The following is a 25,077-nucleotide window of genomic DNA, read 5'->3' as shown; positions in this document are numbered from 1 at the left end:
GGCGATATTTATTTCGGATCGCGAAATAATAGGCCCTATCTTAAGGTGCGGACGCCGAAAACAAAAGATTAAATGTGCAAAGTGGTCCGACCAGATGCGACCTGCTCCGTGGGGAAGATCAGCCGGCGCGCACCCGCCGCCAGGAATATTTGGGGCCTTTGGCCTCCGGCTTCACGGCCGGCTGGTAGGAGAGCGGCAGACCGCCGGTGCGGCCTTCCTCGAGCCGTTTCAGCAACACTGGATTTGATACTTCGAACTCGTCGAAGCCGAGGCGCAGCATATGCGGAAGCTGGTCGACCAGAACCTGTCCCGTGGCGCGGACCGCGCCCTCGAAACGGTAGCGGCTGCGCAGCAGTTCGCCCTTGGAGAAGGACCGGCCGTCACTGAAAGCCGGGAAGGCCAGCGCCACCAGCGATATCTGGTCGAGCAGGTCCGCGATCTTTTCGAGCTGATCGCCGGGCTGAAGCAGCACGCCGAGGCGCTCCTTCGCCGACCGGCGCACCGCCGGATCGAGGTCGAGAAATGCCTGCAGCGGCAGGATGAAGCGGCCATTGCCGGAGAGTGCGTCGGCACTCTCGGCATGGCTCCACTCGTCCTCGCTAAAACCAGTCGGGGTCCAGAGGCGGGTAACAGTCTCTGGCGTCAGTTCGGTCATCGAAAATTCCTAAAGCTCAAAAAAGATCCTAAAGCGATGCGTCGGTCAGCGACTTCTCCAGCCCCGACAAATGGATGCCGCACTCGGTCTTGGCGTGCCCTGCCCAGCGGCCGCTGCGCGCGTCATCGCCCGGCTGCACCGGCTGCGTGCACGGGAAGCAGCCTATCGACAGATAGCCATAGGCGACCAGCGGATTCTCACGCAGCGCATGCGCGCGCATATAGTTGGCCTGGTCGGCGGTCGTCCAATGCGCCAGCGGATTGATGCGGATGCGCGAGCCGACCGCCTCGAACACCGGAAGGGACGCCCGCGTCGTCGCCTGAAAACGTTTGCGGCCGGTGAACCAGGCGCGGAACGGCTCGACGCCGCGCGCCAATGGCTCAACCTTGCGAACACCGCAGCAGGCGTCGGTGTCGGTCTCGTTCAGATTGCCGGTCGGATCGATCCGTTCGAGTGCCGCTTCTTCGGGCGTGATCACCCTTATGTCGGTCAGCCCGAAATCGGCAACCAGCGCGTCGCGATAGCCGAGCGTCTCCTCGAAGTGCTTGCCGGTGTCGAGGAAGATCACCGGCAGCGTCCGGTCGATCTTGGCGATCATGTGCAGCAGCACTGCCGAATCCGCGCCGAAGGACGAAACCGCGGCGATTTCACTGCGAAAGAATTCCTGGGCCGAGCGCTCGATGATCTCCAGCGGCTTCAGATGACCATAGAGCGCATCGAGCCCCGCCGCTTCGGCGGCGATACCGGCCTCGACGTCGACGATACGATCAAGCGGCCTTGGCTTCGCCAGCATAGAGCGCCTCCTTGAACGGCGCGGGACCGACACGGCGGTAGGCGTCGATGAATTTTTCGTTTCTGTCCAGTCGAAGCCCGAGATAGGTCTCGACGATCTGTTCGATGGCGTCGGTGATCTCTGCCGAACTGAAGCCGCGGCCGATGATCTCGCCGACCGAGGTGTTCTCGTCGGCCGAGCCGCCGAGCGTGACCTGATAGAGTTCGGCGCCCTTCTTTTCGACGCCGAGGATGCCGATATGGCCGACATGGTGATGGCCGCAGGCGTTGATGCAGCCGGAAATCTTCAGCTTCAATTCGCCGATCTCGCGCTGCCGCTCGAGCGAAGCGAAACGAAGCGAGATTTCCTGCGCCACCGGAATGGAACGCGCCGTGGCCAGCGCGCAATAATCGAGGCCAGGGCACGAGATGATGTCTGATATCAGGTTGGAGTTGGCCGTCGCCAGTCCGATGTCGACCAGTGCGTCATAGACCGCCTTGAGGTCGGCGCGCGCGACATGCGGCAGGATCAGGTTCTGCTCATGGCTGACGCGCAACTCGTCGAAGGCATATTTTTCGGCAAGGTCGGCGACCGCTTCCATCTGGCTGTCGGAGGCGTCGCCCGGCGCTTCGCCGATGCCCTTGAGCGAGATCGTCACGGCGGCATAATCGGGATGGCGGTGGGTCACCACGTTCTGATCGAGCCATTCCGAAAAGCTCTTGGAATCGAGGCGGGCGAGCTTGACCGCCTCGTCGCCTTCCGGCCGGTCGGCCAGCGCCGGCGGCGCGAAATAGGCATCGATGGCGCGGATGTCGGCTTCCGGCAGCTTCAGATCCGCATCCTTCAGCTCCTGCCATTCGGCTTCGACCTGGCGGGTGATCTCCTCGACACCGGTCTCGTGGACAAGGATCTTGATGCGCGCCTTGTATTTGTTGTCGCGGCGGCCGTAGAGGTTGTAAACGCGCAGGATCGCCGTGCAGTAGGACAGAAGGTCCGCCTCGGGCAGGAAGTCGCGGATCTTCTTGGCGATCATCGGCGTACGGCCCTGACCGCCGCCGACATAGACAGCGAAACCGAGTTCGCCGGCAGCGTTCTTCTTCAAATGCAGGCCGATGTCATGCGTCTGGATGGCGGCGCGGTCGCGCTCGGCGCCGGTCACTGCGATCTTGAATTTTCTCGGCAGGAACGAGAATTCCGGATGCACCGACGACCATTGGCGCAGGATTTCCGCATAGGGGCGCGGATCGGCAACTTCGTCGGCCGCGGCACCGGCAAAATGGTCGGCGGTGACGTTGCGGATGCAGTTGCCGCTGGTCTGGATGGCGTGCATCTCGACGCTCGCCAGATCGGCCAGGATCGCCGGAATGTCCGACAGCGCCGGCCAGTTGAACTGGATGTTCTGGCGGGTCGTGAAGTGGCCGTAGCCCTTGTCGTATTTGCGGGCGATGTGGCCGAGCATGCGCAGCTGCTTGCTGTTCAGCGTGCCGTAAGGCACCGCGATGCGCAGCATGTAGGCGTGCAACTGCAGGTAGACGCCGTTCATCAGCCGCAGCGGCCGGAACTGATCCTCGGTGATCTCGCCGGCAAGCCGCCGCGTAACCTGATCGCTGAACTCGGCAACGCGGGCCTGGACGAAATCGTGATCGAACTCATCGTAACGGTACATGTCTGGTCTTTCCGGGCGCGTCCGCCCGTTTCATCAATGTGGTCGTTTACGCCGCCCGAGCGGCTTCCGGGCGGGCCTGCTTGCCCAGATCGTTGCGGTTGGTCGGGCCGGCGGCGCGGATCTTTTCACGCAGCCGGGCCGCCTCGACCACACCATTGGCGACGGTCACGTCGATCAGATTGACGTCGACCACCTCATTGTTGGCATAGGCCGTGGCGCCGATCGCCTCCAGCCGGTCTTCAGCCGCCTTGTCATGGGCGACGTCGGCATTGTCGATGGTCTCGGCCCAGCCGCCATTGGCGTACCAGACGGCTTCGCCATCGGCGAGGCGGTTTGCGGTCAGAACTTTCATCGTTCAGCTCCTTCGGCGGCTGTTCGGACGGCGCCTTCATGCCTGTGTGCCGCGAGCGGCTCGGAACGTTCAAAATTGGCGCCGGCGACTGCATCGCCGATGATCGTCATGACCGGGCCGGTAAGGTCGGCACGCGCCTCCAGCGACGGCAGATCGGCGAGCGTGCCGTGGAAACGGCGGCGGTTGGCAAGGCTGGCATTCTCGACCACGGCGACCGCCGTATCCGGCGACAGGCCCGCCTCGATCAGCCGCCCGGCAACTTCGGCCGCGACCGAGCGGCCCATATAGACGGCGACCGTGGCGCCGGAAATGGCGAGCTTGGCCCAGTCGGGCAGCGAATTTCCCTTCAGATCGTGGCCAGTGGTGAACACCATCGACGACGACACGCCGCGCAGCGTCAGTGGCAGCTCGAAATCAGCGGCGGCGGCGAAGGCCGCGGTGACGCCCGGAACCACCTCATAGGCGACGCCGGCATCGCGCAGCGCTGCCATTTCCTCGCCCGCCCGCCCGAACACCAGCGGATCACCGGATTTCAGCCGCACGACGCGTTTGCCGTCACGGCCGAGTTCGATCAGCAGCGCGTTGATCTCGGCCTGGCTCTTGGTGTGGCAGCCCTTGCGTTTGCCCACCGGCAGACGCTCGGCGTCGCGACGGCCCATGGCGACGATCGCCTCCGGCACCAGCGCATCATGGACGATGACATCGGCTTCCATCAGCAGGCGGTGGGCGCGCAGCGTCAGCAAATCTTCGGCGCCTGGACCCGCGCCAACCAGGGCAATGTGACCCGATGCCGGCGCGTTCGAAAGCAACAGGTCGACGGCGGCGTCATGCGCCTGCGAAAGCTGGCCGGCGTCCATGGCGCGAGCCGGTGCGCCGCCGAAAAAGTCGCTCCAGAAGCGCCGGCGGGCATTGCCTTTCGGCAGCAATCTCTCAGCGGTGCCGCGCAACGAGGCAGCAAGCGAAGCAAGCGGCCCGAGCGACGGCGACAGCATGCGGTCGATGCGGCTGCGCAGCATCTGGGCAAGCACCGGGCCCGCCCCTTCCGTGCCGATGGCAATGGCGACCGGCGCGCGGTTGACCAGCGCCGGGGTGAAGAAATCGCACAGCTCCGGCCGATCGACGGCATTGACTGGAATGCCCAGCCGGCGCGCATCTTCGGCAACGCGCCGGTCGAGCGCCTCATTGCCGCTGGCGGCAAACACCATCACCGCGCCTTCGAGATGCGCGGCATCATAGGCGGCAGCGATGTGGGTGGTGCCATTCGCGGCGATGAAGGCCAGCAACTCGGCCTCGGCGGCGTCGCTGACGATGCGCAGCACGCCGCTCGACTGGCCCATCAGTCGCGCCTTGGCCAGAGCCTCCTCGCCGCCGCCGACGATGGCCACGGCTTCGCCCTCGACCCGCATGAAGACGGGAAAGGCGTTGAGCTTGGGTGTGGCCTGCGGCATGGCGAGTGGAATCCTGAATACGCTGTCAGTTCTACGCGCGGGAGCGAAAAAGCAGAAGGAAAGCAGTCGCGCATCGCTTCGTGCGAAGCAATCGCTTTTCCGCAAGCACCAAAGGCAGGAGAAAAAAATTCCACACCCACGAGTGGAGCGGATCCAAGCCGCTGTAGCGAGCCTTGATCTGCCGCCGTTCTAGCGGCAAGCGAGGTGTATCACAAAACACTTTCTTCTAAATTCTACCAATCTAGTAGATTAAAGTCACCAAGCGCCGAACACGCTTATCAACCGCCTGCCAGCACGATCAACTCGCCCACCATCGACGGCTGATGAGTCCCACACCGAAATTCAAACACACCCGTCTTATCGGCGGTGAAGGTTACGGTGGTGAGCTGGCCGCGCTTGACAGTGAAGCTGACATCGTAGCCGTCGATCACCCCCGGATGCTCCGCGCCATTGACACCCAGGATTTCGAGCGTGACTTCGTCGCCCTGGTTCACGATGATCTGATTGGGCTCCCAGCGGTAGGCCGATACCTCCCACCGACCCTCGGCGTTGGGCGCTTCGAGCTCGTAGCCCTTACCTTCTGGTAGGCCCGCGGTCGGGAACGGCTCCTTGTCGACGGTCGTCCCGCCCTTGGCCTCGACCGCGACCATGGTGATGGTGCGTTTCGCCGCCTGCGCGAGATCGGCCGACGCCGCCGCGCTCAGCGCCACACCTAACGAAAGCAGCGTCGCGGTTGTGCTAGACTTAAACATTTGGACCTCCCTTGATGTTGTTATCCACTGTGAAACGCGCGCTGCCACCGCCACCGGCCGAAAAGGCGGGAGCGATCACAAGGCGCGCATCGACAAGCAAGGACACCAGGCTGACGATCAATAGTGCTTGCATGGGGATCACCTCAAACGGGTGTATCGCCATATCAACGATTCCAAACGCCGGATTCTTCCAGCCTTAAGACGCAGCCCGTCAAGCAGGCTGCCCCTGTGGCGAGTGAGTGCTCCACTGCCACCGTCTCGGGCACGAAGACTGCTACATGATAGCCCGCTTCGATGTCGTGGCCGAACACCGTCATCCTTGGCTGGTTGGTTGGCTCGCTCGCTGTTCTTGTCGTCACCGGAACATTCCTGCCTCGGCGCGCGTTTGCCCTGCGAATCCGAGCCTGGCTGTTCAGCTGCGGCAATGGCTCCAGAGACGGGCCTAGAAAACCATGAAAAACAGGAAAAAGGAGCGCTCCGTGAACAACCTCAAGCTAAAACGCGGACTGTGGATCGTGGTGGCCGACGGCGAGAAGGCGCTGTTCCTCGAGAACCGTGGTGATACCCAATATCCCGACCTTCAGGTCGTGCAGGAGATGGAACAGGCAAATCCGGCGACGCGAGAGCAAGGTTCGGACCGCCCCGGCCGCTACAGCGACGGCCCTTCCGTCCACCGCAGCGCAGTCGAGGACACTGACTGGCATCGTCTCGGCAAGGAGCGTTTCGCCGACGAAATTGCCGAGCGGCTGTACAAGCTCGCGCACCGCGGCGCCTTCAAGGAGATGGTGCTGATCGCACCGCCGCAGGTGCTGGGCGACATGCGCCGAAAACTGCACAAGGAAGTTGCCGAGAAGATCACAGTGGAAATTCCGAAGACACTGACCAACCACACCATCGTCGACATCGAGAACCTGCTGCAGGCGGCCTGATCGCAGGCATCAGGCGCGCAAGCCGTTTCTTTTTTGCGGCAACCATTGCCAGCCCCGAGGCGGCTCGCCTTCTGCCACCCCTGTCGTCAGATCGTGCTGCGCGCCCGGGCCGCCAGCCCGAAGATCAACGTCATTGCCCGCGCCCATTCCGATGCCGAGGTCGAGCATCTCAAGGGGCTCGGAGCCGACACCGTCATCATGGGCGAGCGCGAGATCGCGCGCGGGATCGTCGAAGTGGTGATCGGACATGCTGCGGCACCTGCGTTGCCGTTAAAGGCGGCCGAGACGCCGACGGCGTAGCTCCTTCAGTGGAGCGAAACACCATTCACACGTGCTGGCCGCCATTGATGTGGATTTCCGAGCCCGTCACATAGGAGGCCTGCTGCGAGCACAGGAAGAAGATGATGTCGGCGACTTCGGCCGTGGTTCCCAGCCGCCGCAACGGAATCGTCTCGACGATCTTTTCCGTGCCGGGCGACAGGATCGCCGTGTCGATCTCGCCGGGTGCGATGGCGTTGACGCGGATGCCGTGCGGGCCGAAATCATGCGCCATTTCGCGCGTCAGCGAGCCGAGCGCGGCCTTCGACGTCGCATAGGCGGTGCCGGCGAAGGGATGCACGCGGGTGCCGGCGATCGAGGTGACGTTGACGATCGAGCCTTTGGCCGACGCCAATTCCCTAAACAATCCCCGCGCCAGCATGATCGGTGCGAAGAAATTGACCTGGAACACGTCGCGCCAGACATGCATCGGCGTGTCGATCGAATTCATGCGGCTGTTGCCATCCTTGAGCTTCGGCGAGATGCCGGCGTTGTTGACCAGCGCATGAAGCTGGCCGCCATGCGCTTCCAGCCGATGGCGGATTTCCGAGATCGCGATGCCGACATCCTCCTGGTCGGCCAGATCGACCTTGATGTGGTCTTCCGGACCGGCCGGCCACGGGCAGTCCTCGGCAAAGGCCTGGCGCGAGCAGGTGATAACGCGCCAGCCTTCGCGCGAAAAGCGCTTGACCGTGGCATGGCCGATGCCGCGGCTGGCGCCGGTCAGCACGATGGTCTTCCTGGTGTCGGTCTCGGCCATTCGCGATCTCTCTAGGGCGACGTGCGTCCCTTTGGACGCACAAAGTACGCTCTAGCACTTTTAAACCATGCATCGTGCTTTCCGAAAATCGATTTCGATTTTCGGGCCGATGTGTAGCCCGGAGATGTAGCGGAACACGGCAGCGATGACGAGGGGGTCAGCCGCCGGTGAGGATGTCGAGGATCGAGGTCTGCCGCTTCTTGACCGGGCCGCCGACATCACCGGGCGGCACCGGGCGCTTGATCGATGCGGTGTTGCTGTCACCGCCCGGCATGCCGAAGCCGCCGCCATCGACCGTTTCGGCTGGACGCACGGCGCGAGGCGATGACGCTTTTTGGGCGGACGGCGCGGATTGGCTGACCGAAGCGGACGGTACCGGCGCCGGTTGCGGCGTGTTGGACGGTATTTCGTCCTGCACGATCGTATCGGCAGGCGTCGACCTCCATGTTCCAGGCAGCGGCCGCACCGGCACGCCTTCATGCGCGGCGACCATGAATTCATGCCAGGCCTGCGCCGGCAGCGCGCCGCCGGTGACCTTCTTCATCGGACTGCCATCGTCATTGCCGAACCAGACGCCGGTGGTGAGATTGGCGGTATAGCCGATGAACCAGGCGTCGCGCGAATTCTGGCTGGTGCCGGTCTTGCCGGCGGCCGGCCAGGCAAAGGCCGCCTTCCTGGCAGTGCCGATTTCGACAGTGCCGGTCATCATCGAGTTCATCATACCGACAATCTCGGGCTTGACGACGCGCGGGGCGCCGCCACCATTGTTGTCGTAGAGCACCTTGCCGCCGGCTGTCGTCACGCGGCGGATAAAATGGACGTCCGGCCGGTGGCCGCCATTGGCGAAGGGGACATAGGCCGACGTCAATTCAAGCGGCGTCACTTCAGAGGTGCCGAGCGCGATCGAGGTGTTGGCCGTGAGGTCGGACTGGATGCCCATGCGATGCGCCGCCTCGACGACGGCGTCAGGTCCGACTTCCATCGTCAGCTGGGCGGCCACCGAGTTCAGCGATTTCGCCAGCGCCGTCGCCAGCGTCACCTTGCCGAAATACTTGCCGCCGTAATTGGTTGGCGTCCATTTGCCTATTCTGATCGGCGCGTCATTGCGCACGCTGTCGGGCGTACGGCCGGCCTCCAGCGCCGCCATGTAAACAAACGGCTTAAACGCCGAGCCCGGCTGGCGGCGCGCCTCCGAGGCGCGGTCGAACTGACTGGTCGAATAATCATAGCCGCCGACCATGGCACGTACCGCGCCGGAATTGTCTATCGACACCAGCACGCCCTGGCTGGCATTGAGCTTTTTGCCGCTCCCGTCGATCAGCCGGCGGATCGATTGTTCGGCGAGCTTCTGCAGCGTGAGGTCGACGGTGGTGTCGACGATGATGTCGCCGCGCACGTCGCCGATCAGGTCGGGCAGTTCTTCCACGATGGTGTCGGCGACATAGTTTTCCGAGCCCGTCCAGTAGGATGCCACCCGCGACGCCGGCGCGGTCATCGCCGTGGTCAGTTCCTTGGCGCTGATCTTGCCTTCGTCGCGCATGGCGGCGAGAACGAGCTGCGCGCGCTGCTCGGCCGCCTTCGGGTCACGCGCCGGAGACAGTCGCGAGGGCGCCTTCAACAGGCCAGCGAGGAGTGCGGCTTCGGGCAGCGTGACATCGCGCGCGCTCTTGCCGAAATAGCGGCGCGAGGCCGCTTCGACACCATAGGCGCCGGAGCCGAAATAGACCCGGTTGAGGTACATTTCGAGGATCTGGTCCTTGGTGTGCTTGTGCTCGAGCCACAGCGCCAGAAGCACTTCCTGCACCTTGCGTTCCAGCGTGCGATCGGGCGTCAGGAACAGGTTTTTCGCCAATTGCTGCGTCAGCGTCGAGCCGCCCTGCGAAAAACGCCCGCCGAGAACGTTGGCCACCATGGCTCTGGACAGACCGATCGGGTCGATGCCCAAATGCGAATAGAAGCGGCGATCTTCGATGGCGATGACGGCCTCGGGAATATAGGCCGACATTTCATGCAGGCCGACGGCTTCGCCGCCGCTCATGCCGCGATTGGCAAGCAGCTTTCCGTCGACGGAGACGATCCTGATATTGGGTGCGCGGTCGGGAATGGCCCAGGTGGTGGCCGCCGGCATTTTCGCACCGTAATAGACAACGATGCCGGCGGTGGCGATGCCGCCCCAGATGGCCAGAACGAAGCACCAGTAGGCCAACCGGCCGAGCACGCCGAACAGGCCGCGCCGGCTTTTGCCGCGTCCTCGACGCGACGATTTTGTCTTGGCCGATTGGCGCTTTGCAGAGGTCTTGCGGTTGCTCGGCACGACGCGATCCTCCTCGCTCACCGAAAAACCGGCCGAGGATTTCGCCCGTGGCGGTCCCTCGAAGCTCGGTTCGATGCGGCTGTCTCTGCGGTTCGCCATGCGCTGTGCTGTCTGTCCCGATGCCTATCGCATCGGCCCGAAACTCGCAATTTTCGGGCCGATGCGAAGCTTCAAAGTCGTAGAGCGCACTCTGTGCGTCCGAACGGACGCACGTCGCTCCATGGCGTTCGGGGTGAAGAGTAGATGCGGCGATTTAAGGGCGGGTTAAATGGTTCAAAGTTAATTCAATGCGTTACGGCACGTCACCGCTCCGTTCCTTGCTCCTGGCGGTCGGCAACAATGGCGTCTATCGCGAGACGGCGGAGCGGTCTCGCATTTCGGCATCAACTGCCCAGCCGCAGTCGTTCGGCGCGGACCGCCCATGGCAAGGTAGCCGCAATCTATGCTCGTCATTAGAGCGCGATCGGTAAAGTGCGTTCGATCGCGCTCTAAACCATTGAATCTACGCATGACCTTGTCACCAAAGTTACGCGCCCTGGGGATCATGCGTTAGCCAATCGCAGCACGAACGGAAAGCGCTGCCCAGGATGATTGCATCGTCTCGCCCACATGGCAGTAGCAGACAATTTCGTGGAGCTCATTGTCGGTCAATTCGAAGAAACGCTTTGCTTCGCCATAAGTATCGTCTTTCAGCCCCTCATCGCGCAGGATCGAATCCTCGAAGGCAACCGATATTGGCGAGCCTTCGCCACGCATAATTTCGCGCTCGGGTGACGAACGATATTCGGTCCCGATAAGTGCGGTGAGGAGTCGGTTGGGCTGCCGTTCAAGAAGTTTTGACCAACGTTCGAGACGCTGGGTTCGGTCCATTGCAGGAGGTGTTGGGTCTCTGTGTACCTTTGCCACCGTATGCAGTTGGTCCAGTGTTTGGTGCCTCATGGCAACCTCCTAATAGTAGGTGGGTTGGCCCCAAACTCCCTGTACCAAGATCATACCGCGAATGTATCGATACGTCACTCTCATTCCATATCCAGCTTGGCTTCTCTCCGGGTGCATCGAAGGATGGAGCGGCCCCTGCCTTATCGTCGATTTTCGGCCTGATGGGATAGATCGTCGGCACCTTTGCCGCGCCAACCCGGCGCGCTCAGTTCTGCTGGATCGAAATGCCTTTTTCGTCGATCTTGAGTTCCACGCCCTTCGGCCTGGTTTGCTCGCGATAGACATAGACGCCGAGCGCGATGACCACCACGACGAGCGCGCCGATGATGAGATAGAGCATGTTCTGTTTCATGGCGCGCCCTTGATGTGCTTCGAGGATCAGGCCTGCTTCACCAGCTTGATCAGCACGAGCAGGATGACCGCGCCGATCGTGGCGTGGACGATGGAGGCAAATATGCCACCGCCTATGGCGAACCCCAGCGTTGGGAAGAGCCAGCCGGCGATGAAGGCACCGACAATGCCGACGGCGATATTGCCGACAAGGCCGAGGCCGAACCCCTTGACCATCAGGCCGGCGAGCCAACCGGCAATGGCGCCGATGATGATGAAGACAAGCAGGCTCTCAGTACCCATTGCATATCCCTCCTGAGCGAACGGCCGTGGAGCAGAAAGCTCCGAATCGACCTCCGATTGCAACAGGTCCAAACTATTGGAAAGGAGCCGGCGCCGCCAGCGGCGTCATTCGTCGTCGTCATCCCAGGATGCAGGCCGCCAGCTGATCGGTTCGATCTTCCTTTGCGTATGACCGTCGGTATAGGCCCACCAGCCGGTGTCGTTCTCGTCCCAGTCGCCGCCGGCCGCTTTCAGCCTCTCTAGCGACCGGTACTGCGCGATGGATTCGTTTATCACGCCGTCGCTGTCCTTCCAGTAGACGGTGACCTTGGAGCCATCCTTGGGCGCTGTGTCGATTGGTTTTCTGGCAGCCATTTCATCCACTCCATGACCGACAGAACATCGCGGTGAACACCTGGTTCCACCTTAGCTGTGGGCGAAGATGTCTGCCTCATCCCAGCCCATCAGGTCGAGTTTCGCACGCGTCGGCAGGAAGCGGAAGCAGGCCTCGGCCTCCTTGCTCCGGTTGTCGCGCGCCAGCCGCGCTGTCAGAACATCGCGCAGCTGGTGCAGATAGAGCACGTCTGAGGCGGCGTATTCGAGTTGTTCGGGCGATAGCGTTTCCGCCGCCCAGTCCGACGATTGCTGCGCCTTCGAAAGGCTGACGCCGAGAAGCTCAAAGCAGATGTCCTTCAGCCCGTGCCGGTCGGTGTAGGTTCGGGTAAGCCGCGAGGCGATCTTGGTGCAGAACACCGGCTCCGGCATGACGCCGAAGGCGTTGTAGAGCACGGCGAGATCGAAACGGCCGAAATGGAACAGCTTGGTTATGCTGCGGTTCTTGAGCAGGCTGACGAGGTTTGGCGCCTTCTTCTGGCCGGGCGCGATCTGGATGACGTCGGCGGAACCGTCGCCCGGCGAGATCTGCACCACGCAAAGCCGGTCGCGATGCGGATTGAGTCCCAGCGTCTCCGTGTCGATGGCGACCGCCCCGACGTCGTAGTGCAAGAGCCCCGGTAGGTCGTTCTTATGGAAGCGGATATCGCTCATCGTCTTCTCCGGTCGCGACTGGACGCACGTCGCTCTAATGCATGTCGCGCAAAAGTGTGCAGCGGTTTTGCGATAACGACATGCATAAGACAACAACCTAAAGCGCGTCGCATCAGGCCGGTCAAACGCGACGCGGCTTAGCCCGTCCTTGCCGCGATCCGATGAAAAATCAACAGAAAGTTGAATTCTTGCCCTGTCAGCGTGTCAGCGCATCGAGAATGCGCGCCCAGGAGCGTTGTCCCTTGTGGAAGGAACTCATCTCGTATTTCTCGTTCGGCGAATGGATGCGGTCATCGTCGAGCCCGAAACCGACCAGCAAGGATTCGATGCCGAGATAGGTCTGGAAATCGCCGACCACCGGGATCGAGCCGCCGCTTCCCGTCGTCACCGCCGGCTTCGGCCATTCGTCGGACAGCGCGTCCTTGGCCTTGGCGAGAAACGGCGAGTCGTAGGAAAGCTGGATCGCCGGCGAGCCGCCATGCGGGTGGAAATCGACTGAGCAGTCGGCCGGGATGCGCTCCCTGACGAAGGCCTGGAAAGCGTCTCGGATCTTCTGGGGATTCTGCTTGTGGACGAGGCGGAAGGACACTTTTGCCGAGGCTTCCGCCGCGATCACCGTCTTGAACCCCTTGCCGGTATAGCCGCCGGTAATGCCGTTGAACTCGGCCGTCGGCCGCGCCCACGTGAGTTCGAGCACCGAGCGGCCCTTTTCGCCGGACGGGATCGACAGGCCGACAGGTCCGAGGAACGTCTCGGCGGTTTCGCCGAGCGCCTCCCATGACTTCAGGATCTGCGAAGGCGTCTCCTCGACGCCGTCATAGAAACCGGGAATGGTGACGCGACCGTTCTGGTCGTGGATGTCGGCCAGTATCCCGGCCAGGATGCGGATTGGATTGGCGGCAGCACCGCCATAGAGACCGGAATGCAAGTCGCGGTCGGCGGCCTTCACCGTGATCTCCTCGCCGACCAGCCCGCGCAGCGCGACGCAGATGGACGGCGTATCGCGGTCCCACATGCCGGTGTCGCAGACAAGCGCAAAGTCGGCCTTGAGTTCGGCCGCATTTGCCTCGAGGAACGGCTTCAGCGATGGCGAGCCGGACTCCTCCTCGCCTTCGAACAGGATCGTGATGCGGCACGGCAGCCCGCCATGCACTTGCTTCCAGGCGCGGCAAGCCTCGACGAAGGTCATCAGTTGCCCCTTGTCGTCGGCCGAACCACGTCCCGTGATCACCTGATGGCTGGGCTCGATCTCCTTCACCGAAGGCGCGAACGGATCGCTTTCCCACAGCTCGATCGGGTCGACCGGCTGCACGTCGTAATGGCCATAGAACAGGACATGCGGTGCGCCCGTCGGCCCGTCATGGTGCGCCACCACCATCGGATGGCCTGGCGTGTCGCGCACGCTGGCGTCGAAGCCGATCAGTTTGAGCTCCGCCACCAGCCATCCCGCCGCCTTGCGGCAGTCTGCGGCATAGGTCGGGTCGGTCGAGATCGACTTGATCCTGAGCAGGCCGAACAGGCGCTCCAGGCTCTCGTCGAGGTTGTTGTCGAGGCGGTCGAGGACGGGAGAAATTCTGGACATTTTTATCAGGCCTTTCGATTCTGAGCGGCAACCCTAAAGCTGCGAGGCAGAAACGAAAAGCCGACGGTCGTTGGACCACGGGCTCCAAAGAGCAAAAAAATGCCGCCGTGGTGGAGGGGAAACCACGGCGGCCTTTACTCGAAACGATGCGGCAGCCCGGAGAGGGGGGATAGGCTGCCGCAAGTGTCCGGGATAGGCGGGGGACGGGCCTTGCTCCGGACCTCGGCGAAAAATGCCGATGGCGTTTATCTGTGTCTCCGAACGTGGCGATTCAAGGGCACGAAGATTACACTTTCGTAACATACCCGTGATCGGCTCGACTTGTCAGGGATGTTGCCGGAACCGGTGATTGAGACCGCCTTTGGCATGGACCACGACGCCCCGCCGCGCTATCCCTTCGTCCCATGAAAAAAGGCGATCATCTCTTCCTTGTCGACGGCTCCGGCTACATCTTCCGTGCCTATCACGCGCTACCGCCGCTAACCCGCAAATCCGACGGGCTGCCGACCAGTGCCGTGCTCGGCTTCTGCAACATGGTGTGGAAGCTGACGCAGGACGCCCGCAATACCGATGTCGGCATCGTGCCGACGCATTTCGCCGTCATCTTCGACTATTCGTCGAAAACCTTCCGCAACGACCTCTACCCCGAATACAAGGCCAACCGCTCGGCACCGCCGGAAGATCTGATCCCGCAGTTCGGCCTGATCCGCCAGGCGACCAGGGCCTTCAACCTGCCCTGCCTCGAGACAGAAGGCTACGAGGCCGACGACCTGATCGCCACCTATTGCCGGCTTGCCTGCGAAGCCGGCGGCGACACCACCATCATTTCCTCCGACAAGGATCTGATGCAACTGGTCGGCCCTTCGGTCGCCATGTACGACCCGATGAAGGACCGCCAGATCGGCGTTCCCGAGGTGATCGAGAAATGGGGCGTGCCGCCGGAAAAGATGATCGACCTGCAGGCGTTGACCGGCGATTCGGTCGACAATGTGCCGGGCGTGCCCGGCATCGGGCCGAAGACCGCGGCGCAATTGCTGGAACAGTTCGGCGATCTCGACACGCTGCTCGCCCGGGCCGCCGAAATCAAGCAGGACAAACGGCGCGAATCGATCATTGCCAACGCCGACAAGGCGCGCATTTCGCGTGAACTGGTGACGCTGAAGAACGACGTGCCGGGGATCAGCGGACTCGACGATTTCGTATTGCATCCGCCCGACGGACCAAAGCTGATCGGCTTCCTCAAGACGATGGAATTCTCCTCGCTGACCCGCCGCGTGGCGGAAGCGACCGGAACGGAAGCGGCTGATGTCAAACCCGTTCCCGTCATTATCGAACGCGCCGATACCGCGCATGGTCCCGATGTCGGGTTTGGCGTGCCAGTAGCCGCCGAAAGCGCGGCTGGCGCAGTCACAGACGAAGCCGGGGAAGCGGTGCCGGCCACCGTCAAGGTAGAACCCAAGGAAGGCGACACCCCTTCGCTTCTCTCGGCGCTTCGCTTCGAGGACGCCACCGCCAGCAAGATCGACACCAGCGCCTACGTCTGCATCCGCGACACTAAAGTGCTGAATGCATGGGTGGCCGAGGCGATGGAGACCGGCATCGTCGCCTTCGACACCGAGACCAATTCAGCCGATCCGATGCGGGCCGAGCTGATCGGCCTGTCCATAGCCACCGCGCCCGGTCGCGCCGCCTATGTGCCGCTCGCTCATAAAAGCGGCAATGGCGACCTGCTCGGCGGCGGAATGGTCGAAAACCAGATCCCGATCCGTGAGGCGCTTGGCATCCTGAAGCCGTTGCTGGAGGACAAGTCGGTTCTCAAGATCGTGCAGGAGCTGAAATACGACCTCGTCGTCATGAGCCGCCACGGCATCGATGTCGCCCCCTTCGACGACACCATGCTGATTTCCTACGTGCTCGATGCAGGCACGTCCGGCGGCCACAGCATGGCGGCTCTGTCGGAAAAGTGGCTCGGCCACTCGACCATTGCCCTCAAGGAGCTCGCCGGCTCTGGAAGAAGCTTCGTCGGCTTCGACCAGGTCGATATCGACAAGGCAACGGCTTATGCCGCGGAGCATGCCGATGTGACGCTCCGGCTCTGGCGGGTGCTGAAGCCACGGCTTGCCGCCAAGGGCCTGGTCTCGGTCTACGAGCGGCTGGAACGGCCGCTGGTGCCGGTTCTGGCAAGGATGGAGCAGCGCGGCATCTCCGTCGACCGGCAGATCTTGTCGCGGCTCTCCGGCGAACTGGCACAGGGCGCCGCGCGGCTGGAGGATGAAATCTATCAGCTTGTTGGCGAGCGCATCAATATCGGCTCGCCAAAACAGCTCGGCGACATCTTGTTCGGCAGGATGGGCCTGCCGGGGGGCTCCAAGACCAAGACCGGCCAATGGTCGACCTCGGCTCAGCTCCTCGAGGACCTCGCCGCCGAGGGCCACGAGCTGCCGCGCAAGATCGTCGACTGGCGCCAGCTGACCAAATTGAAATCGACTTATACCGATGCGCTGCCCGGTTTCGTCCATCCCGATACGAAGCGCGTCCACACCTCATACGCGCTTGCCGCGACGACTACGGGCCGGCTGTCGTCCTCCGATCCCAATTTGCAGAACATTCCGGTACGCACCGTCGAGGGGCGAAAGATCAGGACGGCTTTCATCGCCGACAAGGGCAACAAGCTGGTTTCCGCCGACTACAGCCAGATCGAGTTGCGCGTGCTCGCCCATGTCGCCGAGATCCCGCAGCTCAAGCAGGCGTTTGCCGACGGCGCCGACATCCACGCCATTACCGCGTCGGAGATGTTCAACGTGCCGGTCGAGGGCATGCCCGCGGAGATACGCCGCCGCGCCAAGGCGATCAATTTTGGCATCATTTACGGCATTTCCGCCTTTGGCCTGGCCAACCAGCTGTCGATCCCGCGCGAAGAGGCCGGCGCCTATATCAAGAAATATTTCGAGCGCTTCCCGGGCATCCGCGACTATATCGACGCGACCAAAGCCTATGCCCGCGAATACGGCTATGTCGAAACGATCTTCGGCCGCCGCATCCATTATCCGGAGATACGGTCGTCGAATCCTTCAGTCCGTGCCTTCAACGAGCGCGCCTCGATCAATGCCCGGCTGCAGGGCACCGCAGCCGACATAATCCGCCGCGCCATGATACGCATGGACGATGCGCTGGAAAAGGCGAAGCTCTCCGCCCGCATGTTGCTGCAAGTGCATGACGAGTTGGTCTTCGAGACGGCCGAAGCGGAGGTCGAGGCGACGATCCCCGTCGTGCGCCATGTGATGGAGAACGCCGCGATGCCAGCGGTGTCGATGTCGGTGCCACTGCATGTCGACGCCCGCGCCGCCGACAATTGGGAAGAGGCGCATTAGTTCGGGGCCGCTATCGACTTCCCGTTTAGGAAGGCAGTATCTGGTGACTCCCTTCCCTCAGTGTGCCATTTTTCGGTTCAAGGTTCACGACAAGCAGCCGTGTGCTATATTGCCCCCATGATCACCAAGACACTTGAGAATCTGGTAAAGCACGCGGAAGCTTGGCCTCGCGAAGACCAGGAGGAGCTAGCCGACTATGCCCGCGTCATCGAGGCGCGCCGAACGGGTCTGTATGCCACGTCGGAAACAGAGCGCCGCGCCGTGACAGCAGGACTCGCAGAGGCCGATCACGGCACTTTCGTAGATGAGGATACGGTTCGAGCCGCCGACATTCGCCGCAGGCGATGAAGGTCCGATTCACGCGGCAAGCCTTTGCCGAACGCGAGGCGATTTTCAATTACCTCGAAGAGCGGTCACCTCAGGGCGCCTATTCAGTCATTTCCCGGATCCAGGCTGGGATTTCGCGACTTGCCGAATTTCCGGAAAGTGGCCACGCGACCGACATCCCTGACGTTCGCGTTCTCTTCATAGGTCACTATCCCTACAAGGTTTTCTACCGCGCCCGTGCCGATGCAATCGAGATCCTGCACATCCGGCATACCTCAAGAAGGCCCGTTTCCTAGGTGCCGTCATTGGCACCCCGAGGCTTCGAGGACCGATCCGCTTCCTTGCCCTGTCTTAGAGCTTTGCCCTCAGGCTTTCCTGATCTAAGCCGCCTCGGCCAGGCATTTCGCACACGTCCCGCGGAACTCGATCACCGCCTTCTTGGCGGCGAAGCCGGTCGAGCGTACCCATTCGTCGAGCCGGTGTCCGACATCATGGTCGGAAAATTCGGTCACCTGCCCGCATGTGTCGCAGATGGCAAAGGCGGTCATCGAATGGCTGTGGTCGTGCGGCTCGGCGCAGGCGACAAAGGAATTGAGGCTTTCGAGCCGGTGCACGAAGCCGGACTTCACCAGCGTGTCGAGCGCGCGATAGACTTGCAGCGGTGCTCGAAAACCCCGATCGCGAAGCTGGTCGAGCAATGTATAGGCGCTAAGCGGCCCGCTGGCGGCCTCGAGTTTCTCGAGCACGCACAGCTGGTTTTTCGTCAGCACATCCCTTGCCGCCATGATCCTGTTTCCAACCCGTATTGCGCCGGTTGCACTGCAAGCGGCTCCAGTTCTCTCCAGATAGCGACGAACCGGCCTTTTTGCTACTGTTTCTGTGTCTGCATGGCCCAGAAGCCGGCCAACTCCGGGCAGGCCCAAGCAGACATTGGCGGCCGAGTAAAAAAACGGCGGGAGCAGTTCCCGCCGTACCTGTTCGGCTATGCGCTGCCAATCACTTCCGTGGCGGATCACTTCCGTGGCGGATCACTTCCGTGGCGGACCCTTGCGCTCGGCGGAGGCGGCCCACAGATTGATATCGGCTTCGCGCGCGTAGGTGTCGATATCGGCGAGCTCGGCATCGCTGAAGTCGAGCGCCTTCAGCGCGCCGACGCAATCCTCGACCTGTTCCGGTCGGCTGGCGCCGATCAGCGCCGAGGTCACCCGGCCCTTGCGCAGCACCCAGGCCAGCGCCATCTGCGCCAGCGTCTGCCCGCGTCGGCTGGCAATCGCGTTCAGCGCCTTGATGTTGGCGATGGTCTTGTCGTTGATGAAGGCCGGCCTCAGCGACTTGCCTTGGCTGGCGCGGCTGCCCTCCGGGATGCCGCCGAGATATTTGTCGGTCAGCATGCCTTGCGCCAGCGGCGTGAACACGATCGAGCCGACGCCGAGCCCCTCCAGCGTGTCGAGCAGACCATCGTCCTCGACCCAGCGGTTGAGCATCGAATAGCTCGGCTGATGGATGATGCAAGGCGTGCCGAGCTGCTTCAAAATGTCGGCGGCCTCGCGCGTGCGCTGCGAATTGTAGGAGGAGATGCCGGCATAAAGCGCCTTGCCCGAGCGCACCGCCTGATCGAGCGCGCCCATCGTTTCTTCCAGCGGCGTTTCGGGGTCGAAGCGGTGCGAATAGAAGATGTCGACATAGTCGAGCCCCATCCGCTTCAGGCTCTGGTCGAGGCTGGCCAACACATATTTGCGCCCACCCCACTCGCCATAGGGTCCGGCCCACATCTCATAACCGGCCTTAGTCGAGATGATCAGCTCGTCACGATAGGAGGAGAAATCCGTCCGCAGGATTTCGCCAAAAGCCGTCTCCCCCGAACCGGGCGGCGGGCCGTAATTGTTGGCGAGGTCGAAATGCGTGATGCCGAGATCGAAGGCCTTGCGCGCGATCGCCTGCTTGGTTCGGTGCGGTGTGTCGTCACCGAAATTGTGCCAGAGCCCGAGCGAGATCGCCGGCAATTTCAGGCCGGATCGCCCGCAGCGATTATAGACCATTTTCTCGTAGCGGTTTTCGGCGGGCACATAGGGCATGGGAGATCCTCAAAGCAAAAGCGAGCCCGGCAGCTGCTACCGCGAAAAGGGTGAGTCGGCTCTGCCCTCACCCTTAGCCTCTCCCCGTTTCTATGGGGAGAGGGGTCGACGGAAAACAGCACGTGTCGCAATCACTGAAGCGCTCATGCTATTTCTTCTTTGCCAAGAGCCCTTTCTTCTTCGCCAACAGCCCTTCCGCATCCTTGACGCCCAGGGCCGCAGGCCGTTCGCAGGTGGTCTGCATGGCAACGAACTTTCCGCTCGCGCCCGACCGCAACATGCCGGTCATCACATCGACGGCATGCAGCGCAAGTTCCATCGAGCACCGATGCGGCCGGCCTTCCGTGATCGCCAGCGCCATGTCGGCGAGACCGGCGGTGCGATAGTTAGCCATCATGCCGTGCGAATGCATCTGGTTGGCCACGCCGAACGGATGCTTCCACTTCGGCAGCTTCTTGACCGGCTTGGCGGCATCGGTGATGCAAACGTCACCGCCGAAGAAATTCGGATCCGGCAAAAACACCGTGCCCAACTCGCCGTAGAGTTCCATCGGCGCATGGCCATGGCTCCAAACGTCCCAGCTGGTATTGAGCGTCACCACGGCGCCATTCTCGAACTCCATCACGCCGTGGATCGTCGTCGGCGTGGCGACCAGGACTTTTTCGCCCGCGCGAGGCTTGGACGAGATGGTACGCTCCGTCGTCGGGATCGAAGCGAACGCCGCCACCTGCTTTACCGGCCCGATCAGCTGGATCAAATTGGTGATGTAGTAGGGTCCGATATCGAGCACCGGGCCAGCGCCAGGCTGGAAGAAGAAGTCCGGATTGGGGTGCCAATGCTCCATCCCATGGTTCATCACGTGGCATGTGCCGCTGGTGATCTTGCCGAGCTTTCCAGTATCGATCAGGTTGCGGACAAGCTGGTGCGCGCCGCCGAGGAAAGTGTCGGGAGCCGAGCCGATGCGCAGTCCATCTCTCTCGGCCATCTTCTTCAGGTCGAGCCCTTCCTTGACCGACAGCACGAATGGCTTTTCCGAATAGACGTGCTTGCCGGCATCGAGGATCTGTTTCGACACCTCGTAGTGCACCGCCGGAACGGTGAGGTTGACGATGATGTCGATATCGCCAGCCTTGAGCAGCCCTTCGACTGTCTCGGCGCGCAGCTTGAACTCCTTCGCCCGCGCCTTGGCCGCATCCATGTTGATATCCGCGCAGGCGCGCATCTCGATGCCGCGAAACAGCGGCGCGAACGAGAAATACGCCTTTGAAATGTTGCCGCAGCCGATGACGCCGATCCCAAGTTTTTTTGCCATGCTGGTTTGCTCCTAATAGGTCTTGGCGGCTGCGATCGAGCGGCGGGCGAAGCGCTCGATGTCGTTGGGGTTGTCCTGTTCCATGACGTAGTATTTGGCGGCGCTCTTGGCGCGCAGCGCCTTGATCAGACCGGCCCAGTCGATCGTGCCGTGGCCGACATCCGACCAGCCGTCCTCGTCGAGACCCTCGCCTGGCTTGGCGATGTCCTTGACATGGACGGCGGCGATGCGTTTGCCATATTTCTCGATCCAGGGCAGCGGATCGTCGCCGCCGCGCACCACCCAGGCGACGTCCATCTCCCAGCCGATGTCGGGCGCTGCCGTCAGGATATGGTCCTGCGGCACCGAACCATCGGCAAGCTGCTTGAACTCGAAATCATGATTGTGCCAGGCAAAGCCGTAGCCGGCTTTCTCAGCCGTCTCGCCGACCTTGGCCAGGCGTGCGCCGAAGCCGCGCCAGCCGGCCGCGTCGGTCGGCCTGCTCTCGGCGACCAGATAGGGGCAGATGAGCAGCGTGATGCCGAGCGCGTCGGCGATTTTGCGCACGCCGTCAAAATCGTTCTCGAGCGCATCGATCGAGAAATGGCCGGTCGGCATGGCGAGCCCGTTCTTGTCGAGTTCGGCACGAAACGCCTTGGGGTCGTCATAGACGCCGCCGAACCCTTCGACTTGCGCATAGCCGAGCTCGCCCAGCATCTTGAGCACCGCTTCCCAAGGTTGGAAATTGCGGGCGCTGTAAAGTTGGAATGACCAGTTCATCGTCTCTCCGTTCTCTGGGGGATGGATGGGCTTGAGGTGAAATTCTGGGGAGTTACAGGCGGGCGCCGGTTGCGGCGTCGAACAGCGAAGCGCGCATCGGGTCAAAACCGATGCTCACCGTGTCGGCATTGTTTGGCGTGCGCTCGGATGTCACCCTAACCGTGAAATTCTGATTTCCGAGCTTCAGCCAGACCAGCGTGTCGGACCCCATGGGTTCGACGACGACGACATTTGCCGTGGCTGTGAACGGCCATCCGGAGCCGCTGTTGAACGCGACATGCTCGGGCCGGATACCGAACACGGCCGCCCCCGGCACGGGCTCCTTTTCGAAAGCGTAGGTGGCGAGCGGGATCCGCACATCCTCGGCGACGAAGTGCCAGGTGCCATCATTTTTCTCCAGCCGGCCATCGAGGAAATTCATCGCCGGCGAGCCGAGGAAGCCGGCGACGAAACGGTTGACCGGGCGGTTGTAGATGGTCTGCGGTGCGTCGAGCTGCTGGATGACGCCGCCCTTCATCACCGCGATGCGGTCGGCCAGCGTCATCGCCTCGATCTGGTCGTGGGTGACATAGATCATCGTGTTCTGCAGCTTGCTGTGCAGCAGTTTTATCTCGACACGCAGCTCCGCGCGCAGCTTGGCGTCGAGATTGGAAAGCGGCTCGTCGAACAGGAAGACGTCGACGTCGCGCACCAGCGCCCGCCCGATCGCCACACGCTGGCGCTGGCCGCCCGAAAGCGCCGACGGCTTGCGCTGCAGCAATGGCTCGATCTGCAGGATCTCGGCGGCCCGCGCGATGCGCTTGGCGATTTCGTCCCTGGGGATGCCGGCAACGCGCAGCCCGAAGGACAGGTTCTTTTCGACAGTCATCTGCGGGTAGAGCGCATAGGACTGGAACACCATGCCGATGCCACGGTCCTTGGGCTCCTCCCAGGTGACGTTCTTGCCCTTGATGAAGATGCGGCCGTCCGAAACGTCGAGCAGTCCGGCGATGCAGTTGAGCAAGGTCGACTTGCCGCAGCCGGACGGCCCGAGCAGCACGATGAACTCGCCCTCGGCGACATCGATGTTGAGCGTTTCCAGCACCGAAATTGCGCCGAAATTCAGCGACAGGTCCTGGATTGAGACACTGGGATTTTCGAGTCTTGTCATCATCATCCTTTCACCGCGCCGGCGGCGATGCCACGCACGAAAAGCTTGCCGGAAACGAAGTAGACGACGAGCGGTACCAGGCCGGTCAGGATGGTGGCGGCCATGTTGACGTTGTATTCCTTCACGCCTTGCACCGAGTTGACGATGTTGTTGAGCTGCACCGTCATCGGATAGGTGTCGGGGCGGGTGTAGACGACGCCGAACAGGAAATCGTTCCAGATGCCGGTCACCTGCAGGATGATGGCGACGACGAAGATCGGCAGCGACATCGGCAGCATGATGCGGAAATAGATGCCCCAGAAGCCGGCGCCATCGACGCGCGCCGCCCGGAACAGTTCCTCCGGCATCGAAGAGAAGTAATTTCGGAACAACAGCGTCAGGATCGGCATGCCGAAAATGGAATGGACGATCACCAGGCCGCTCAGGCTGCCGTAGAGGCCGATTTCGCGCAGGATGATGACGATCGGATAGATCATCACCTGATAGGGGATGAAGGCGCCGACGATCAGGATCACGAAGAAAGTGTCGGCGCCCTTGAAGCGCCAGTTGGCGAGCGCGTAGCCGTTCACCGAAGCGATCGCGATCGACAGGACGACCGACGGAACGGTGATGCGCACCGAGTTCCAGAAGCCGCGCGAGAGCCCGTCGCAGTTGAGGCCGGTGCAGGCGCTGGACCAGGCCTTTACCCAAGGCTCGAAGGTGATCTCGAGCGGCGGCGAGAAGATGTTGCCGAGGCGTATCTCCGGCATGCCCTTGAGCGATGTCACCACCATCACGTAGAGCGGCAGCAGATAATACAGCGCCACCACGATGAGCGTGCCATAGAGGAAGATGTTGCGGCGCGAGAACACATGCCGCGGCTTCGGCCCTCGCGGCCCGGATGCCTCAAGCCCGATAGAGCCCGTACCGGCAGGCAGGGGAACGGCAAGATCAGCCACGCTTCTTGCCTCCGAATTCGAGATAGGCCCAGGGAACGATGACGACCACCACCGACAGCAGCATCATGGTCGAGGCAGCAAAACCCTGGCCGAGGTTCTGGGCGAAGAACATGTAGTCATAGACATATTTGGCCGGCACTTCGGAGGCGATGCCGGGACCGCCGCTGGTCTGCGCGACAACCAGGTCATAGACCTTGACGATGCCGGCGGCGATGATGACAAGCGCGGTGATAAAGACCGGTCGCATCATCGGGATGATGATGAAGAGATAGGTCTTTAGGGTGGGTATCCCATCCACCCGCGCGGCCTTCCAGATATCCTCGTCGATGCCGCGCAGGCCCGCCAGCATCAGGCACATGATGAGGCCGGTGCCTTGCCAGAGCGCGGCGATCAAGATGCCGTAGATGACGATGTCGGAATTGTAGAGCGGATCGAAGCTGAAGCTTTCCCAGCCGAGGCCGCGCACCACCCCCTGGATTCCGAACTCCGGGTTGAGCAGCCATTGCCAGACAAGACCGGTGACGATGAAGGAAAGCGCGAAGGGGTAGAGGAAGATGGTGCGAAACGTGTCCTCGAAGCGGATCTTCTGGTCGAGCAGCGCCGCCAGTATGAAGCCGATGACCAGAGAGAACACCAGCGACAGCACGCCGTAGACCAGCAGGTTCTCAATCGAGACCAGCCAACGCGGCGTCGACCACAGTCGATAATATTGGTCGAGCCCGACGAAGTTCAGCCGCGGCAGCAGCTTCGAATTGGTGAAGGAATAGAGCACCGTCCAGGCGCTGCCGCCGACGAAGATCACCAGTGCGGTGAGGACCATCGGAATCGAGGCGACCTTGGCGTTAAGGTTGCGGAAGAGTTGGTTGGGGCGTTCGCTCTTGCTCATCTGCACAGCCGGGCTGGATCGGGTAAGGCCGAAGGGTCAGGGCCAAGGGTCAAGACTTGACCCGGAGCTCCCGGCCCCGCGGTCGCGAGCCGGGAGCGAGCGGTTCGTCGATC

General features: G+C 62.3%; 25 protein-coding genes and 1 pseudogene. 4 read left to right on the top strand and 22 right to left on the bottom strand.

Features of this window, described 5'->3' with window-relative positions; translation table 11 throughout:
* Positions 1 to 118: 118 nt before the first annotated feature.
* The 7 genes from AC0NIE_RS09620 to AC0NIE_RS09590 form a co-directional block, all read right to left on the bottom strand.
* Positions 119 to 655: a DUF934 domain-containing protein gene (locus AC0NIE_RS09620; protein WP_473487879.1), complete on the bottom strand. Its 537-nt coding sequence runs from the start codon at positions 653 to 655 to the stop codon at positions 119 to 121.
* 28 nt (positions 656 to 683) lie between these two features.
* A complete protein-coding gene (locus tag AC0NIE_RS09615; RefSeq protein WP_473487878.1) occupies positions 684 to 1,448 on the bottom strand; it encodes a phosphoadenylyl-sulfate reductase in 765 nt (254 codons plus the stop codon).
* Complete coding sequence (locus AC0NIE_RS09610) at positions 1,423 to 3,093, bottom strand: nitrite/sulfite reductase (RefSeq protein WP_473487877.1); 1,671 nt, start codon at positions 3,091 to 3,093, stop codon at positions 1,423 to 1,425. Before AC0NIE_RS09610 ends, AC0NIE_RS09615 begins: the two co-directional genes overlap by 26 nt.
* Positions 3,094 to 3,139: 46 nt before the next feature.
* Complete coding sequence (locus AC0NIE_RS09605) at positions 3,140 to 3,445, bottom strand: DUF2849 domain-containing protein (protein WP_473487876.1); 306 nt, start codon at positions 3,443 to 3,445, stop codon at positions 3,140 to 3,142.
* Entirely contained in the window at positions 3,442 to 4,893 is a 1,452-nt protein-coding gene (cysG, locus tag AC0NIE_RS09600; RefSeq protein WP_473487875.1) for a siroheme synthase CysG, read from the bottom strand. Before cysG ends, AC0NIE_RS09605 begins: the two co-directional genes overlap by 4 nt.
* A 278-nt stretch (positions 4,894 to 5,171) precedes the next feature.
* Entirely contained in the window at positions 5,172 to 5,645 is a 474-nt protein-coding gene (locus AC0NIE_RS09595; RefSeq protein ID WP_123151718.1) for a cupredoxin domain-containing protein, read from the bottom strand.
* On the bottom strand, positions 5,638 to 5,808 hold the full coding sequence (locus AC0NIE_RS09590; protein ID WP_473487874.1) for a hypothetical protein: 171 nt from the start codon (positions 5,806 to 5,808) through the stop codon (positions 5,638 to 5,640). Before AC0NIE_RS09590 ends, AC0NIE_RS09595 begins: the two co-directional genes overlap by 8 nt.
* Before the next feature lie 316 nt (positions 5,809 to 6,124).
* Between AC0NIE_RS09590 and AC0NIE_RS09585 the strand changes: the two genes are divergently transcribed.
* Complete coding sequence (locus AC0NIE_RS09585; RefSeq protein ID WP_095488474.1) at positions 6,125 to 6,574, top strand: baeRF12 domain-containing protein; 450 nt, start codon at positions 6,125 to 6,127, stop codon at positions 6,572 to 6,574.
* Positions 6,575 to 6,661: 87 nt separating this feature from the next.
* Positions 6,662 to 6,874 (top strand): annotated as a pseudogene (locus AC0NIE_RS09580) (NAD-binding protein); the annotation flags it as partial.
* A gap of 25 nt (positions 6,875 to 6,899) precedes the next feature.
* On the opposite strand, the gene AC0NIE_RS09575 reads toward AC0NIE_RS09580, so the two are convergent.
* The 8 genes from AC0NIE_RS09575 to AC0NIE_RS09540 form a co-directional block, all read right to left on the bottom strand.
* Positions 6,900 to 7,652 carry an SDR family NAD(P)-dependent oxidoreductase gene (locus tag AC0NIE_RS09575; RefSeq protein WP_027153080.1) on the bottom strand — a complete coding sequence of 251 codons (753 nt, stop codon included), beginning with the start codon at positions 7,650 to 7,652 and terminating at the stop codon, positions 6,900 to 6,902.
* Positions 7,653 to 7,809: 157 nt separating this feature from the next.
* Positions 7,810 to 10,065 (bottom strand): transglycosylase domain-containing protein, encoded by a 2,256-nt coding sequence (locus tag AC0NIE_RS09570; protein WP_473487873.1) that lies wholly within the window; start codon positions 10,063 to 10,065, stop codon positions 7,810 to 7,812.
* A 450-nt stretch (positions 10,066 to 10,515) separates the two neighbouring features.
* Positions 10,516 to 10,905, bottom strand: a complete 390-nt coding sequence (locus AC0NIE_RS09565; RefSeq protein ID WP_095496886.1) for a hypothetical protein — start codon at positions 10,903 to 10,905, stop codon at positions 10,516 to 10,518.
* Between the two features lie 205 nt (positions 10,906 to 11,110).
* Positions 11,111 to 11,257: a hypothetical protein gene (locus tag AC0NIE_RS09560; protein WP_473487872.1), complete on the bottom strand. Its 147-nt coding sequence runs from the start codon at positions 11,255 to 11,257 to the stop codon at positions 11,111 to 11,113.
* Between the two features lie 26 nt (positions 11,258 to 11,283).
* A complete protein-coding gene (locus AC0NIE_RS09555; protein WP_123151714.1) occupies positions 11,284 to 11,538 on the bottom strand; it encodes a GlsB/YeaQ/YmgE family stress response membrane protein in 255 nt (84 codons plus the stop codon).
* A gap of 105 nt (positions 11,539 to 11,643) precedes the next feature.
* Positions 11,644 to 11,892: a hypothetical protein gene (locus AC0NIE_RS09550; RefSeq protein ID WP_473487871.1), complete on the bottom strand. Its 249-nt coding sequence runs from the start codon at positions 11,890 to 11,892 to the stop codon at positions 11,644 to 11,646.
* A 51-nt stretch (positions 11,893 to 11,943) separates the two neighbouring features.
* Positions 11,944 to 12,564: a ribonuclease D gene (locus AC0NIE_RS09545; RefSeq protein WP_095496889.1), complete on the bottom strand. Its 621-nt coding sequence runs from the start codon at positions 12,562 to 12,564 to the stop codon at positions 11,944 to 11,946.
* Positions 12,565 to 12,760: 196 nt separating this feature from the next.
* Positions 12,761 to 14,146, bottom strand: a complete 1,386-nt coding sequence (locus AC0NIE_RS09540) for a M20/M25/M40 family metallo-hydrolase (protein ID WP_473487870.1) — start codon at positions 14,144 to 14,146, stop codon at positions 12,761 to 12,763.
* 404 nt (positions 14,147 to 14,550) lie between these two features.
* Between AC0NIE_RS09540 and polA the strand changes: the two genes are divergently transcribed.
* Positions 14,551 to 17,517, top strand: a complete 2,967-nt coding sequence (gene polA, locus AC0NIE_RS09535; RefSeq protein WP_473487869.1) for a DNA polymerase I — start codon at positions 14,551 to 14,553, stop codon at positions 17,515 to 17,517.
* A gap of 344 nt (positions 17,518 to 17,861) precedes the next feature.
* Positions 17,862 to 18,140 (top strand): type II toxin-antitoxin system RelE/ParE family toxin, encoded by a 279-nt coding sequence (locus AC0NIE_RS09530; protein WP_292483446.1) that lies wholly within the window; start codon positions 17,862 to 17,864, stop codon positions 18,138 to 18,140.
* Positions 18,141 to 18,224: 84 nt separating this feature from the next.
* On the opposite strand, the gene AC0NIE_RS09525 is transcribed toward AC0NIE_RS09530, so the two are convergent.
* The 7 genes from AC0NIE_RS09525 to AC0NIE_RS09495 form a co-directional block, all read right to left on the bottom strand.
* The gene (locus tag AC0NIE_RS09525) at positions 18,225 to 18,629 is read right to left on the bottom strand and encodes a Fur family transcriptional regulator (RefSeq protein ID WP_023797411.1); all 405 of its coding nucleotides are present in this window, start codon (positions 18,627 to 18,629) and stop codon (positions 18,225 to 18,227) included.
* A 243-nt stretch (positions 18,630 to 18,872) separates the two neighbouring features.
* Entirely contained in the window at positions 18,873 to 19,919 is a 1,047-nt protein-coding gene (gene mgrA, locus AC0NIE_RS09520) for an L-glyceraldehyde 3-phosphate reductase (RefSeq protein WP_473487868.1), read from the bottom strand.
* 148 nt (positions 19,920 to 20,067) lie between these two features.
* Complete coding sequence (locus AC0NIE_RS09515) at positions 20,068 to 21,231, bottom strand: Gfo/Idh/MocA family protein (RefSeq protein WP_473487867.1); 1,164 nt, start codon at positions 21,229 to 21,231, stop codon at positions 20,068 to 20,070.
* Between the two features lie 12 nt (positions 21,232 to 21,243).
* Complete coding sequence (locus AC0NIE_RS09510; protein WP_473487866.1) at positions 21,244 to 21,990, bottom strand: sugar phosphate isomerase/epimerase family protein; 747 nt, start codon at positions 21,988 to 21,990, stop codon at positions 21,244 to 21,246.
* Positions 21,991 to 22,042: 52 nt separating this feature from the next.
* Complete coding sequence (locus AC0NIE_RS09505) at positions 22,043 to 23,140, bottom strand: ABC transporter ATP-binding protein (RefSeq protein ID WP_473487883.1); 1,098 nt, start codon at positions 23,138 to 23,140, stop codon at positions 22,043 to 22,045.
* A gap of 2 nt (positions 23,141 to 23,142) precedes the next feature.
* On the bottom strand, positions 23,143 to 24,078 hold the full coding sequence (locus AC0NIE_RS09500; RefSeq protein ID WP_287338355.1) for a carbohydrate ABC transporter permease: 936 nt from the start codon (positions 24,076 to 24,078) through the stop codon (positions 23,143 to 23,145).
* Positions 24,071 to 24,964 (bottom strand): carbohydrate ABC transporter permease, encoded by an 894-nt coding sequence (locus AC0NIE_RS09495; RefSeq protein ID WP_023797405.1) that lies wholly within the window; start codon positions 24,962 to 24,964, stop codon positions 24,071 to 24,073. Before AC0NIE_RS09495 ends, AC0NIE_RS09500 begins: the two co-directional genes overlap by 8 nt.
* Positions 24,965 to 25,077: the final 113 nt, after the last annotated feature.

The sequence above is a fragment of the Mesorhizobium sp. WSM4842 genome (genome assembly GCF_055901575.1).
Note: the sequence above shows the minus strand (reverse complement) of the source record. Positions and strands in the feature narration are given on the sequence as shown.